This is a genomic window from Goodfellowiella coeruleoviolacea, from assembly GCF_024171785.1.
GTDB lineage: Bacteria > Actinomycetota > Actinomycetes > Mycobacteriales > Pseudonocardiaceae > Goodfellowiella > Goodfellowiella coeruleoviolacea.
In genome coordinates, this window is record NZ_JAMTCK010000019.1 from 1 (window position 1) to 12,517 (window position 12,517).

The 12,517-nt window shown below is 74.1% G+C and carries 13 protein-coding genes and 1 CRISPR repeat array; of the genes, 6 read left to right on the forward strand and 7 right to left on the reverse strand.

Annotation, left to right across the window (positions count from 1 at the left end):
• Positions 1-200 (reverse strand): transposase domain-containing protein (locus tag LX83_RS32345; protein WP_253777129.1); only part of this gene is annotated, 200 nt, incomplete at its 3' end.
• A gap of 198 nt (positions 201-398) precedes the next feature.
• Entirely contained in the window at positions 399-1,079 is a 681-nt protein-coding gene (locus tag LX83_RS32350) for a DUF2848 domain-containing protein (protein WP_253778346.1), read from the reverse strand.
• A gap of 122 nt (positions 1,080-1,201) precedes the next feature.
• Here LX83_RS32350 and LX83_RS32355 point away from each other — a divergent pair, with 122 nt between their 5' ends.
• Positions 1,202-2,560 (forward strand): MFS transporter, encoded by a 1,359-nt coding sequence (locus LX83_RS32355; protein WP_253778348.1) that lies wholly within the window; start codon positions 1,202-1,204, stop codon positions 2,558-2,560.
• Positions 2,561-2,585: 25 nt separating this feature from the next.
• On the opposite strand, the gene LX83_RS32360 is transcribed toward LX83_RS32355, so the two are convergent.
• Positions 2,586-3,215: a GntR family transcriptional regulator gene (locus LX83_RS32360; protein WP_253778350.1), complete on the reverse strand. Its 630-nt coding sequence runs from the start codon at positions 3,213-3,215 to the stop codon at positions 2,586-2,588.
• Between the two features lie 91 nt (positions 3,216-3,306).
• Here LX83_RS32360 and LX83_RS32365 point away from each other — a divergent pair, with 91 nt between their 5' ends.
• Together LX83_RS32365 and LX83_RS32370 are read left to right on the forward strand one after the other, a co-directional pair.
• Positions 3,307-4,104: a carbon-nitrogen hydrolase family protein gene (locus LX83_RS32365; protein WP_253778352.1), complete on the forward strand. Its 798-nt coding sequence runs from the start codon at positions 3,307-3,309 to the stop codon at positions 4,102-4,104.
• A gap of 96 nt (positions 4,105-4,200) precedes the next feature.
• A CRISPR array of direct repeats spans positions 4,201-4,900; the repeat unit is 29 nt; unit sequence GGGAACACCCCCGCGTGTGCGGGGACGAC.
• 126 nt (positions 4,901-5,026) lie between these two features.
• On the forward strand, positions 5,027-5,425 hold the full coding sequence (locus LX83_RS32370; protein ID WP_308204095.1) for an NUDIX domain-containing protein: 399 nt from the start codon (positions 5,027-5,029) through the stop codon (positions 5,423-5,425).
• 110 nt (positions 5,426-5,535) lie between these two features.
• Here LX83_RS32370 and nadC read toward each other — a convergent pair whose 3' ends face one another.
• From nadC to nadA, 3 genes are read right to left on the reverse strand one after another with little or no spacing between them, the layout of a single operon-like run.
• Entirely contained in the window at positions 5,536-6,417 is an 882-nt protein-coding gene (gene nadC / locus LX83_RS32375) for a carboxylating nicotinate-nucleotide diphosphorylase (protein WP_253778761.1), read from the reverse strand.
• A gap of 41 nt (positions 6,418-6,458) precedes the next feature.
• Positions 6,459-8,108 carry an L-aspartate oxidase gene (locus LX83_RS32380; RefSeq protein ID WP_253778354.1) on the reverse strand — a complete coding sequence of 550 codons (1,650 nt, stop codon included), beginning with the start codon at positions 8,106-8,108 and terminating at the stop codon, positions 6,459-6,461.
• A gap of 5 nt (positions 8,109-8,113) precedes the next feature.
• Entirely contained in the window at positions 8,114-9,136 is a 1,023-nt protein-coding gene (gene nadA, locus LX83_RS32385; RefSeq protein WP_253778356.1) for a quinolinate synthase NadA, read from the reverse strand.
• A gap of 86 nt (positions 9,137-9,222) precedes the next feature.
• Between nadA and LX83_RS32390 the strand changes: the two genes are divergently transcribed.
• The 3 genes from LX83_RS32390 (at position 9,223) to LX83_RS32400 (ending at position 11,785) form a co-directional block, all read left to right on the forward strand.
• Entirely contained in the window at positions 9,223-9,930 is a 708-nt protein-coding gene (locus LX83_RS32390) for an NUDIX hydrolase (RefSeq protein ID WP_253778358.1), read from the forward strand.
• A 130-nt stretch (positions 9,931-10,060) separates the two neighbouring features.
• Positions 10,061-11,047, forward strand: coding sequence for a class I SAM-dependent methyltransferase (locus LX83_RS32395; protein WP_253778360.1), 987 nt, complete (start codon positions 10,061-10,063; stop codon positions 11,045-11,047).
• A gap of 57 nt (positions 11,048-11,104) precedes the next feature.
• Positions 11,105-11,785 carry an LON peptidase substrate-binding domain-containing protein gene (locus tag LX83_RS32400; protein WP_253778362.1) on the forward strand — a complete coding sequence of 227 codons (681 nt, stop codon included), beginning with the start codon at positions 11,105-11,107 and terminating at the stop codon, positions 11,783-11,785.
• Positions 11,786-11,815: 30 nt separating this feature from the next.
• Here LX83_RS32400 and LX83_RS32405 read toward each other — a convergent pair whose 3' ends face one another.
• Complete coding sequence (locus LX83_RS32405) at positions 11,816-12,430, reverse strand: DUF2567 domain-containing protein (protein WP_308204096.1); 615 nt, start codon at positions 12,428-12,430, stop codon at positions 11,816-11,818.
• Between the last annotated feature and the right edge of the window lie 87 nt (positions 12,431-12,517).

A 12,517-nucleotide genomic window follows, 5' to 3' on the forward strand; every position in this document is an offset into this window, starting at 1 on the left:
CGGTAGCCCTGTCTGGGGAACAGGGCCATGGCCAGCACGAAGTACACCATGACCCGGGCGGGCAGCATGCGGACGCGCTGTTGGGTTCGGCGGGTCAGCGACAGTACCTGGTCGACCAGGGCGGGAGTGACGAGCTGGGTGAGTTCACCCAGGTGTCCCGGGGCGAACACCCCGGCGCTGTCCGGTGGGGTGTGGGGCATGACAGACTGGTATGGCAACGGAGTTCCCGAACAGAGTGATCTTGGTCGACACTCGTTCTACAGGAACTCCGTTGTCTGCTTTTCAACCCCCTCAGACGCACCTCGCCCACCACCTCTTGACGCCGGCCACCAACCCCTAACTTCCCGGCATTGGTTTGCAAAGTCGACTCGCGCGGCGGGGGTGGGTTGGCGGGGTGATCAGCCGATCGGGTCGGGCATGCGGGTGACCTGGTAGGCGCAGGTGATGGTGTCGCCGGTGGCCGGGTCGCCCAGCTCCACCCGCCAGGAGTCGGCGAACTGGTCCACGCCGGCGTGCATCGGGATGGTGCCGGACAGCAGCACCGTGCCCGGGGTGAGCAGGCCGCGCTCGCGCAGCAGGTCCAGCCAGAACGCCGGCGGGAGCAGTTCGGCCAGGGTGCCGCGCTGGATCTCGGTGTCACCGGCCCACGCGGTCAGGGTGATCTCGTCGATCCGGTCGGCCACGTCCACCAGGCGCCAGGCGCGCCGGCCGAGCACGTCCGGGCCGGCCTGCTTGCTCCAGGCGACGCCGTGCACCTCCAGCTCGCGGTCGGTGTGGTCGCAGGCCACCGTCAGCAGCACGTCCCGCTCGTCCGGGCCGGCGATCACCAGTGCCCACTCGGCCTCGCCCGAGGTGCGGCCGTGCTGCACGGGCACCTGGTCGGTCTGGGTGGCCAGGTAGGGCGCGACCGGGTACAGGCAGGGGGTGGTGGTCGGTGCCGGCACGCCCAGCTCGGCGAGTTCGGCCACGTGCGCGGCCACGTCGTCCTGGCTGCGCCCGGCGTAGCCGCCATTCAACAGGGTGGTCACGGTGAGTGACACCTGCTGGCCATCGGGCAGGTCAAAGCGGATTTCAGCCACGTAAAACTCCCTCGCGGACCAGGGCGCGCTATTGCGCATACGGGTTGTATACAGGCAGCATTACAGACATTGTCCCTGGCTGGCAACGTCATCGCCGGCCCAACAGAACCCAGGTACCAGGTATGTCCGACAACGCCGCGGTCCCCACGGCCGCCCCCGACCGGCGTGCGCTGGTGCGCGCGTTCCTGGCCAGCCTCTCCGGCACCTCGCTGGAGTGGTACGACTTCGCCGTCTACAACGCCGCCGCCGCACTGGTCTTCGGCCCGCTGTTCTTCCCGAGTGAGGACCCGCTGTCCGGCACGCTGCTGGCCTTCTCCACCTACGCCGTGGGCTACGTGTCCCGACCGCTGGGCGGGTTCGTGTTCGGCCGGCTCGGCGACGTGCTCGGCCGCAAGCGGGTGCTGGTGATCACGCTGCTGATCACCGGCATCGCCACCCTGCTGATCGGTCTGCTGCCCACCTACGGCTCGGTCGGCGCCACCGCCGGCGTGCTGCTGGTGCTGCTGCGCTTCGCCCAGGGCGTCGGCCTCGGCGGCGAGTGGGGCGGCGCGGTGCTGCTGTCCAGCGAGTTCGGCAACCCCAAGCAGCGGGGCTTCTGGGCGTCGGCCGCCCAGGTCGGCCCGCCGGCCGGCAACCTGCTGGCCAACGGGGTGCTGGCGCTGGTCAGCGGGGTGCTGACCAACGAGCAGTTCCTCTCCTGGGGCTGGCGGGTGGCGTTCCTGCTGTCCGCGCTGCTGGTCGTCTTCGGCCTGTGGATCCGGGTCCGCCTGGAGGAGACCCCGGTGTTCCGCGCCCTGTCCGAGCACCACGACCGGCCCACCGCGCCGATCCGCGAGGTGTGGACGACCCAGCGCCGCGAACTGGTCGCCTCGGTGCTGTCCCGGGTGGCGCCGGACGTGCTCTACGCGCTGTTCACCGTGTTCGTGCTGACCTACATCACCCAGGAACTGGGCCTGCCGCGCGGCTGGGGCGTGACCGCCGTGCTGATCGCCTCGGGGCTGCAGGTGGTGCTCATCCCGCTGGCCGGCGCGCTGTCCGACCGGTTCAACCGCCGGGGCGTGTACCTGGTCGGCGTGATCGGCACCGCGGTGTGGCCGTTCCTGGCCTTCCCGCTGATCAACACGAAGTCGCTGCCGCTGCTGGTGCTCGGCGTGGTCGTCGGCCTGGTCCTCCACTCGCTGATGTACGGCCCGCAGGCGGCGTTCATCAGCGAGCAGTTCACCCCCCGGCTGCGCTACACCGGCAGCTCGCTGGCCTACACCCTGGCCGGGGTGATCGGCGGTGCCGTGGCTCCGCTGCTGTTCACCCTGCTGCTGGCCGAGTTCGACAGCTGGGTCGGGCTGGCCTGCTACCTGCTGGTGGCCTCGGTGGTGACCGCCGTCGGGCTGGCGCTGGGCAAGGACCGCTCGCAGGCCGAGGACGAGGAGTTCCACGCGCTGCACGGCACGCCCGCGCTGGGCATCAGCGAGCCCGGCGCCTGACGGGCCGGCCGGACCGGTGGCGGGCTCAGGTGCCCAGCAGCACCGCCAGGGTGGCCTGGAGGTGCTCGGTGATGGCCGCGGTGGTCGCGGCCACGTCACCGGCGGCCAGGCCGTCCAGGATGGCCTGGTGCTCGCCGAGCACCTCCCGCTGCCGGTCCACCGCCCGGTCCAGGGCGATCACGCCGCAGCGCACCTGCCTGGCCCGCAGCCCCTCGTACATCCTGGTCATCATGCCGTTGCCGGCGGCGTGCACCAGGTGGGTGTGGAACACGCGGTCGACGTCGATGAACTCCCGCCTGGCCTCGGCCGCGCCGCCCAGTTCCCGCTGCCGGTCCAGGGCCTGGCGCATCTGCTCGACCGGCGCCTGCCCGGCCGCCAGCACCCGCTCGGCCGCGTACCGCTCGACCATGCCGCGCAGGTCCATCAGCTCGGCGATCTCGCGGCCGGTCATCGGTGCCACGTACGCGCCCTTCTTGGGCACCAGCTGCACCAGGTCCTCGGCGGCCAGCAGCAGCAGCGCCTCGCGGATCGGGGTGCGCGACACGCCGATCCGGTTGGCCACGTCCTGTTCGCTGATGAACCGGCCCCGCATGCTGGGATCGGCGAGCAGGGTGTCCTTGAGGTACTCGTAAGCCTTGTCCCGCCCCGAGATCACTGCTCGACCCCCTTGCATACCGCTGGTATACCGAAGCCTAACAGCGTGACCAAGGGGTGCCGAGTCCCGACAACTACCGGAGGATGAAGCCGTGCGCGTTGCTCTCTGCCAGATCACCTCGACCCCGGACCCGGACACCAACCTGGAGCTGGTGCGGGAGGCGGTGCGCGAGGCCGCCGCCGACGGCGCCCGCGTGGTGCTGCTGCCCGAGGCCACGATGGCCTGCTTCGGCGTGCCACTGGCGCCGATCGCCCAGCCGCTGGACGGGCCGTGGGCCAGCGCGGTGAGCGCCATCGCCGACGCGCACGGCGTGCTGGTGGTGGCCGGCATGTTCGAGCCGGCCCCGGACGGCCGGGTCTACAACACCCTGCTGGTCACCGGCGAGGGCGTGCACACCGGCTACCGCAAGATCCACCTCTACGACGCGTTCGGCTTCCAGGAGTCGCGCACGGTCGCGCCCGGCGAGCAGCCGCTCACCGTGACCGTGGACGGCCTCACCCTGGGCGTGGCCACCTGCTACGACGTGCGCTTCCCCGAGCTGTTCCGGGCGCTGGCCGACCAGGGCGCCATCGCGGTCCTGGTGGCCGCGTCCTGGGGCGCCGGGCCGGGCAAGCGCGAGCAGTGGGAGCTGCTGGTCCGCGCCAGGGCACTGGACAGCACCTCGTGGGTGCTGGCCTGCGGCCAGGCCGACCCGGCCGCGGCCGGGGTGACCCCGCCCAGCGACAGCGCGCCCACCGGCATCGGCTGCAGCATGGTGGCCGACCCGTTCGGCGACGTGCCCGCGCAGCTGGGCGAGGGCCCGGACATGCTGCTGGTGGACCTGGAGCCCGACCTGGTCGACCAGGCCCGCCAGACCATCCCGGTGCTGGCCAACCGCCGCCTGCGCTGACCCACCAGCTGGCCAGCCCGCCGGCCTGGTCACCCCCTGGAACCCCGGCACGCGCGGGGACGACGCATGATCCTGCCTGAAGTGCAACCGTAGCGTCGGAATACCCCCGCGTGTGCGGGGACGACGGATCTCTCCAAGGCCACGAATTTGGCTGCCCAGGAACACCCCCGCGTGTGCGGGGACGACCCCCTCGATGTCCTCGCTGACCTCGTACTCACGGGAACACCCCCGCGTGTGCGGGGACGACTCCCACAGTCGAATGCCTGTGTTCAGCGCCGAGGGAACACCCCCGCGCGTGCGGGGACGACGGTGGCACTACTCCGTCACCTGGAGAAGACCGCAGAACACCCCCGCGTGTGCGGGGACGACCGCCGGATCTCGCCCATCGTGTCCTGGTCGGCCGGAACACCCCCGCGTGTGCGGGGACGACATCAGGTCAACCGCCCGCCGGACGCGCGAGACCGGAACACCCCCGCGTGTGCGGGGACGACGGTGAGGGCGATGCAGAGTTGGACGGTGGTCTGGGAACACCCCCGCGTGTGCGGGGACGACTACAGGGACGCGCAGTTCTTGGAGTCCCGCCGGGGAACACCCCCGCGTGTGCGGGGACGACCGGCGGAGCGGCTACCCAAATCGCCACCGTCAGGGAACACCCCCGCGTGTGCGGGGACGACTTCGCGGTCAAGACCTGGCGATCCAACGACGGGGGAACACCCCCGCGTGTGCGGGGACGACGCGGTGGCCGACAGGAAGCCCCGGACGCCGACGGGAACACCCCCGCGTGTGCGGGGACGACACTTGTTGATCTGCGAGTTTACTGGCGGAGGCGGGCAAAGAGAACCACGTCGAAACGGCGCGCTGGTCCCCCGCCCGGCGCCGGGCGCGCCCCCGTCGGCGCTGCCGCGTCTTCTACGCTGACCGGGTGATCAGCGCCGCGTTCCTGGCCGACCTGGCCGCCACCGCCTCGGCCGAGGGCGTGCGCCAGGTGATCGTGCGCGCGGTGGTGCGGCGCGGCGGCCGCGTGCTGCTGCTGCGCCGCCCACCGGGCGCGTTCCGCGGCGGGGAGTTCGAGCTGCCCGGCGGCAAGGTGGATCCGGGCGAGACCCTGGACCAGGCTCTGGTGCGCGAGGTCCGGGAGGAGACCGGGCTGGCCGTCACCGGCATTGCCGACTACCTCGGCGCGGTCGACTACACCTCGGCGCTCAGCGGTGCGCACGTCCGCGAGTTCACCTTCGCCGTGACCACGACCACCACCGAGCCGATCACCCTCGACGAACACGACACCTACCGCTGGAGCCCCACCCCACCCCGCGCGAGTTGACTGTGCAAACCCCGCGAGTTGCACGTTCGCGCAGGGCCATTCGGGTGAACCGGGCGGCCGGACCGAGTCAGGGCGGGGCCGGCCCGGGGTGACGGGCCGGCCCACCTGCCTCAGTCCAGGTCCATGCCCAGGTCCAGCGCGGGCGAGGAGTGGGTGAGCCCGCCGACCGACAGGTAGTCCACGCCGGTGGCGGCGTACTCCCTGGCCACGGCCAGGGTCAGGCCGCCGGACGCCTCCAGCCGGGTGGCCGTGCCGGCCGCCCGCACCCGCCGGACCGCCTCGGCGCACTCGGCCGGGCTGAAGTTGTCCAGCAGCACCAGTTCCGCGCCGGCCGCGAGCACCTCGTCGAGCTGGTCGAGGGTGTCCACCTCCACCTCGCACGGCAGGTGCGGGGCGTGCGCCCGCACCGAGGCCAGCGCCGCGGTCACCGAGCCGGCGGCGCGCACGTGGTTGTCCTTGATCAGCACGGCGTCACCGAGGGCGAGCCGGTGGTTGACGCCGCCGCCGCAGCGCACCGCGTACTTCTGCAGGGCCCGCAGGCCGGGCAGGGTCTTGCGGGAGTCGCGCACGGCCGCGCCGGTGCCGGCGATCGCGTCCACCCAGGCGGCGGTGGCCGTGGCCACCCCGGACAGGTGGCAGACCAGGTTCAGCGCGGTGCGCTCCGCGGTCAGCAGCCCGCGGACCCGGCCGCGCACCACCACCGCCGGCTCGCCGGGGGCCAGCCGGTCGCCGTCGGCCCGGCGGGACAGCACCTCGTGGTCCGGGCCGAGCACGGCGTCGAACACGGCCAGCAGCACGGGCAGGCCGGCCAGCGTGCCCGGCTGGCGCGGGGTGATCCGCGCGGTGCCCACGGCGTCGGCCGGCACGGTGGCCTCGGTGGTGGCGTCCGGTCCGAAGCGCAGGTCCTCGCCCAGCGCGGTGCGCACCAGCCGGCCCACCTCGTCGGCGTCCAGTCCGGCCGAGGCGAGGTCGGCGCGCACGGCCGGGGACATCTCGAACAGCGCCGGCGACTCCGTCAGCGCGGGCAACTCGGTCATGCCGCCTCCCTGGTCAGGGCCGGGCCGGCCAGCACGGGCTGACCGGACGGGGTGAGCCGGACGGTCAGGCTGCGCCGCCAGGCGCGGTCGTCCACGTCCGGGTAGTCGGTGCGCACGTGGCAGCCGCGCGACTCGGTGCGCTCGGCGGCCGCGGCGATCAGCGCCCTGGCCGCCAGGGTCAGCGCCGCGTCCTCCACCAGCCGACGCGTCCGCAGTGGACTGTCCACTGCGGACAGGTCGAGCACCGAGCCGACCACGTCGAGCCCTTCGGCGTCCCGGCCGACCGCCGCGTAGCGGCTCATCACCCGCTGCAGGCTGTCCCGCTCGGCCACGGCCACCACCGGCGTCGGCGGCGCCACCGCGGCCGAACAGCTGACCAGCCGGCCGGCGGCCAGGTCGACCCGGGCCGCCTCGGCCGCCCTGGTGCCGACCACCAGCCCCTCCAGCAGGCTGTTGGAGGCGAGCCGGTTCGCGCCGTGCAGCCCGGTCCTGGCCACCTCGCCCGCCACGTACAGCCCGGTCACCCCGGTACGTCCGTCCACTGTGGACACGACACCGCCGCAGGAGAAGTGCGCGGCCGGCGCCACCGGGATGGGGTCGCGGCTCGGGTCGACGCCCTCGGCCAGGCAGGCCGCGTGCACCGTGGGGAAGCGCCGCCGGAAGGTGGCCGCGTCCAGGTGGGTGGCGTCCAGGAACACGTGGTCGTCCACGCCGCCGGGCGCCTCGGCCATCCGGCGGGTGATCGCGGCGGCCACCACGTCCCTGGGCGCCAGGTCGGCGAGCGGGTGCACACCGGCCATCACCCGCGCGCCGGTGGCGTCCACCAGCACCGCGCCCTCGCCCCGCACCGCCTCGGTGACCAGCGGGCACCGGCCGCGCGCGCCCCGCCCGGTGTAGAGCACGGTCGGGTGGAACTGGAAGAACTCCAGGTCGGCGGCGAGCGCGCCGGCCCGCAGCGCCACGGCCAGGCCGTCGCCGGTGGCCACCTCCGGGTTGGAGGTGGCCTGGTAGAGCTGGCCGAGCCCACCGGTGGCCAGCAGCACGGCCGGGGCGCGCAGCAGGCCGGGCACGCCGTCCGCGTCCAGCACCAGCAGCCCGCACACCGCGCCGGCCGGGGTGCGCAGCGCGTCCACGGCCACGTGCCGCTCCAGCACGGGCACCCGGCCGTCGCGGGCGCAGGCCAGCAGGGCCCGCTCCACCTCGGCGCCGGTGGCGTCGCCGCCGGCGTGCACCACGCGGAACGCGCTGTGCCCGCCCTCCCGGCCCCTGGCCAGCACGCCCTCGGCGGTCTGGTCGAACACCGCGCCCCAGCGGCGCAGCCGGGTCACCGCGGCCGGGCCGTCGGCGAGGATGGCGGCGACCGCGTCCTCCTCGCCCAGCCCGGCGCCGGCGACCAGGGTGTCGGTGACGTGCCTGGCCACCGAGTCGCCCGGCTCGTGCTCGCCGGGCAGCACCACGGCCACCCCGCCCTGGGCCCAGCGGGTGTTGCCGTCGTCGGCCTCGGCCTTGGTCACCACGAGCACCCGCAGGCCGCGGGACCGGGCGTGCAGCGCGGCGGTCAGGCCGGCCACCCCGCTGCCCACCACCACCAGATCGGCCCCGGCCTCCCAGCGCGGGTCGGTGGCCGCCCCCAGTTGGTCGTCCACCCGGATCACTCCCCGCCGCCGGGCTGGCCGATGGCGATCATCCGCTGCACGGCGTCGCGGGCGCGTGCGGCGGTGTCCGGGTCCACGTGCACCTCGTCGACGCCCTCGCGCAGGCTGCGCAGCAGCGCGGCCGGGGTGATCATCTTCATGTAGCGGCAGGACGCGCGGTCGTTGACGGCCTGGAAGTCCACCTCGGGGGCGGCCTTGCGCAGCTGGTGCAGCATGCCGACCTCGGTGGCCACCAGCACGGACCTGGCCCTGGTGGCCCTGGCCTCGTCCAGCATGCCGCCGGTGGACAGGATCTTCACCCGCTCGGCGGGCACCGCGCCCTCCCCGGCCAGGTACAGCGCGGAGGTGGCGCAGCCGCACTCCGGGTGGATGAACAGGTCGGCGTCCGGCCGCGCCGCGGCCCGCTCGGCCAGCTCGGGGCCGTTGATGCCGGCGTGCACGTGGCACTCGCCGGCCCAGACGTGGATGTTGTCCCGGCCGGTCACCCGGCGCACGTGCGCGCCGAGGAACTGGTCGGGGCAGAACAGCACCTCCCGGTCGGCCGGGATCGACTGGACCACCTCCACCGCGTTGGACGAGGTGCAGCAGATGTCGGTCTCGGCCTTCACCTCGGCGGTGGTGTTGACGTAGGACACCACGACCGCGCCGGGGTGCTCGGCCTTCCAGGCGCGCAGCTGCTCGGCGGTGATGGAGTCGGCCAGCGAGCAGCCGGCCCTGGCGTCCGGGATGAGCACGGTCTTGTCCGGGCTGAGGATCTTGGCCGTCTCGGCCATGAAGTGCACGCCGCAGAAGACGATGGTCGACGCGTCGCTGGCCGCGGCGATCCGGCTCAGAGCCAGGGAGTCACCGGTGTGGTCGGCGATGTCCTGGATCTCCGGCAGTTGGTAGTTGTGCGCGAGCAGCACGGCGTCGCGCTGCTTGGCCAGGCGCCGCACCTCCTCCCGCCACGCCGCGTCGGGCTCGACGCCACCGAACGCGACCGCACTGCTGGCCTGTCCCACAGAAGTTGTAGCGGCCATGGTTCCTCCTTGCGTCGTACCCCGCAGTCAGGGATGCCGTCCTGCGGATTTCCGCTCCCGAGGGTTTTCGCCTTAGGATCGAAAACATGGTCGATGCTATCACCCGATCGGGCCTACTCGGCCACGAGGTGCTGGCCGCGGTGCTCCAGGTGCGATGCGGATCACTCCAGGTGCTGCTGTGGCAGCGGGCCAGGGCACCGCAGGCCGGGCGGTGGGCGCTGCCCGGCGGGCGGCTCGGCGAGCACGAGGACGTGGAGGCCTCGATCCGCCGCCAGCTCGCCGTCAAGGTCGACGTCCGCCAGCTCGCCCACGTCGAACAGCTCGCCGTGTTCAGCGCCCCGGACCGGGTGCCCGGCCCCCGGGTCCTCGCCACCGCGTTCCTCGGCCTGGTGCCCAGCGACGTGGACCCGGAGGTGCCCGAGGACACCGCCTGGCACGCGGTGGACGCCCTGCCGCCGGCCGCCTTCGACCACGGGGCGATCGTGCTGCGCGCCCGCGACCGGCTGCGCGCCAAGCTCTCCTACACCAACGTGGGCTTCGCCCTGGCCCCGCCGGAGTTCACCGTGTCGGCGCTGCGCGAGCTGTACTCGGCCGCGCTCGGCTACCGGGTGTCCGCCACCAACCTGCAGCGCGTGCTGGCCCGGCGCGGCCTGCTGGAGCCCACCGGCGACACCGCCCCGCCCGGCCCCAGCGGCGGCCGGCCCGCCGCGCTGTTCCGGTTCACCCGGCGGGACATGCTGGTCACCGACCCGTTCGCGGTGCTGCGCCCGCCGGGCGGACGCGACCAGCGCTGAACGGGCCCGAGCCGGGCGCGAGTTTTTCGCGAAAACGGCAAACAAGTTTGCCTCACCGCCCAGCGGGGCCGCAGGCTTGCCCGCCGGGGCGGCCACCCGGCCGCGACCCACGCACGGGAGGACGGCAGCCATGAGCGACCAGCGCGAACACCAGCACCAGCACGAGCACGAGCACGAGCACGGTCACCACGACCACGGTCACCACGGGCACGGCGGCCACGGGCACGGCCACGGGCACGGCCACGGGCACGGCGACGACTTCGACTGGGCGGGGATGATCACGCACCTGGAGCGCGGCGCCACCCTGGACTCGGCGGCCATGACCGAGGCCGTGGACTGGCTGCGCGGGCTGCTCGCCGGGCCCGGCCGCGACCAGGCCGAGGTGCGCCGGGTGCTCGACGTGGGCAGCGGGCCAGGCGTGCTCACCTGCCTGCTCGCCCAGGCCTTCCCGCAGGCCGAGGTGGTGGCCGTGGACGGCGCCCCCGAGCTGCTGGAACGCGCCCGCGAGCGCGCCGCCGCCCAGGGCGTGGCCGACCGGGTCAGCACTCAGCGGGCCGAGTTCCCCGAGGGGTTCGCCGCGCTCGGCTCGGCCGATCTGATCTGGGTCAGCCGCGTCGTGCACCACCTCGGCGACCAGCAGGCCGCCCTGACCGCGCTGGCCGCCTCGGTACGGCCGGGCGGGCTGCTCGCCGTCGCCGAGGGCGGCCTGCCCGCGCGCTTCCTGCCCCGCGACATCGGCCTGGGCCGACCCGGCCTGCAGGCCAGGCTGGACGCGGCGAACGAGCACTGGTTCGCCGACATGCGCGCGGGCCTGCCCGGCTCCCGCGCCGTGGTGGAGGACTGGCCGGCCCTGCTCGCCGGCGCCGGGCTGGAGCCGGCCGGCACCCGCACCTTCCTCACCGACGTGCCCGCGCCGCTGCCCCGGCCGGCCCGCGAGTACCTGCGCGACCACCTCACCCGGCTGCTCACCGCGTCCGGCGACCAGCTCGCCGCCGACGACCGGGAGGTGCTGGAGCAACTGGTGGACGAGACCGCCGAGACCGGTGTGCTGCGCCGCCCCGACGCGTTCTACCTCAACGCCACCACCGTGCACACCGGCCGCGCGGTCACGTCCTGACCTGGGGCGGGGCTCGGTTGGAGGGAAGAATCGCCGCGCAGGCCGTACCGTGAACGGGTGGCCGAGACGCTTCCCCTGTTCCCACTGGGCACCGTGCTGCTGCCAGGGGCGTCGCTTCCGCTGCACATCTTCGAGCCCCGCTACCGGCAGCTGGTCGCGGACCTGGTGACGGGCACGGTGCCGGACCGCCGGTTCGGTGTGGTCGCCATCAGACAGGGCTGGGAGGTCGGGCCGGACAACGCCGAGTCCCTCTACGAGGTGGGCTGCTCCGCCCTGCTCCGCGAGGCCCGCCGGCTGCCCGACGCCCGGTTCGACGCCATCGCCGTGGGCGAGCGGCGCTTCCAGCTGCTGGACGTGGACCACGACGGCGCGCCGTACCTGATCGGCCGGGTGGAGTGGCTGCCCGACACCGACCCGCCCGAGGAGGAGGCCAGCACCATGCCCGGCTACGCCGAGGCCGTGCTGGCCGCCCACCGCCGCTACTGCGACCAGGCGTGGCACCGCGAGGACTGGACCGCGCCGCCCCCGGCCGCCGACCCCGACCTGCTGGCCTACCTGGTGGCCGCCGACTCGCTGCTGCCGGTGGAGGACCGCCAGCGCCTGCTGGCCGAGACCAGCCCGGCGCGGCGGCTGCGGATGATCCGCTCGCTGCTGTGCCGGGAGACCGAGTTTCTGCGGGTGCTGCACGCGGTGCCGCTGCCGCTGGCCGAGTACGCCACCGAGATCACCCCGAACTGACCAGCGGTTCCGCCGGGGCGGCCCGGGTTCTCACAGCCGGCGGCCCAGGTCGTCCATGCCGTTCCAGGCGGCCAGGCAGCCGTAGGCCAGCGCCGTGCCGAACGGCTGGGTCAGCACGGCCCAGCCGCTCTCCAGCCGGGGTGCCACCGCCAGCACCGAACCGACCTCGGGGCTGGCCGGCAGCGGGTAGTGGCCGGCGGCCAGCCACAGCCCGGTGCGCATGCCCAGCCAGGCGGCCAGCCCGGAGCCGAGCACCGCGGCGAGCACCACGACCGGGCCCCGGCGCCGGCGCAGCAGCCACACCGCCACCCCGGTGACCACCCCGACCGCCAGGCCCAGCAGCAGGTACAGCACCAGGTCGTCGAAGCGGTGGTAGCTCTCCAGGGTCAGCGGCAGCAGCTGCCCGTCCTGGTAGACCAGCACGTGCTCGGCGGGCGCCAGCCGCGACCACAGCCAGCCGAGCGGGACGCCCAGCAGCGCCACCACGGCCAGCACGCTCAGCCCGGGCAGCAGGTCGGCGCGGACCACCACCCGGGGCCGTCGCCTGGGCAGGGGCGCGAGAAAGACCGTCGACGCGACACCGGCCGGCGCGACGCGGACCGGGCCGACCCGGTCAACCGGTTGTCCCGTCGGTTGCTCCGCCACCCATGACCTCCCTGTGCTGCCTGCCTGGGGTTGCTGGCGCGACCATAACGCGTCGGCCGCGCCACCAGGCCGGCCCATGCCGCCGGC

Excerpts from the sequence above, each read along its gene's own strand:
- LX83_RS32355 (WP_253778348.1), top strand. The coding sequence starts at position 1,202 with ATGTCCGACAACGCCGCGGTCCCCACGGCCGCCCCCGACCGGCGTGCG.
- nadC (WP_253778761.1), bottom strand. The coding sequence starts at position 6,417 with ATGTCCCCGGCCGTGCGCGCCGACCTCGCCTCGGCCGGACTGGACGCC.
- nadA (WP_253778356.1), bottom strand. The coding sequence starts at position 9,136 with ATGGCCGCTACAACTTCTGTGGGACAGGCCAGCAGTGCGGTCGCGTTC.
- LX83_RS32390 (WP_253778358.1), top strand. The coding sequence starts at position 9,223 with ATGGTCGATGCTATCACCCGATCGGGCCTACTCGGCCACGAGGTGCTG.
- LX83_RS32395 (WP_253778360.1), top strand. The coding sequence starts at position 10,061 with ATGAGCGACCAGCGCGAACACCAGCACCAGCACGAGCACGAGCACGAG.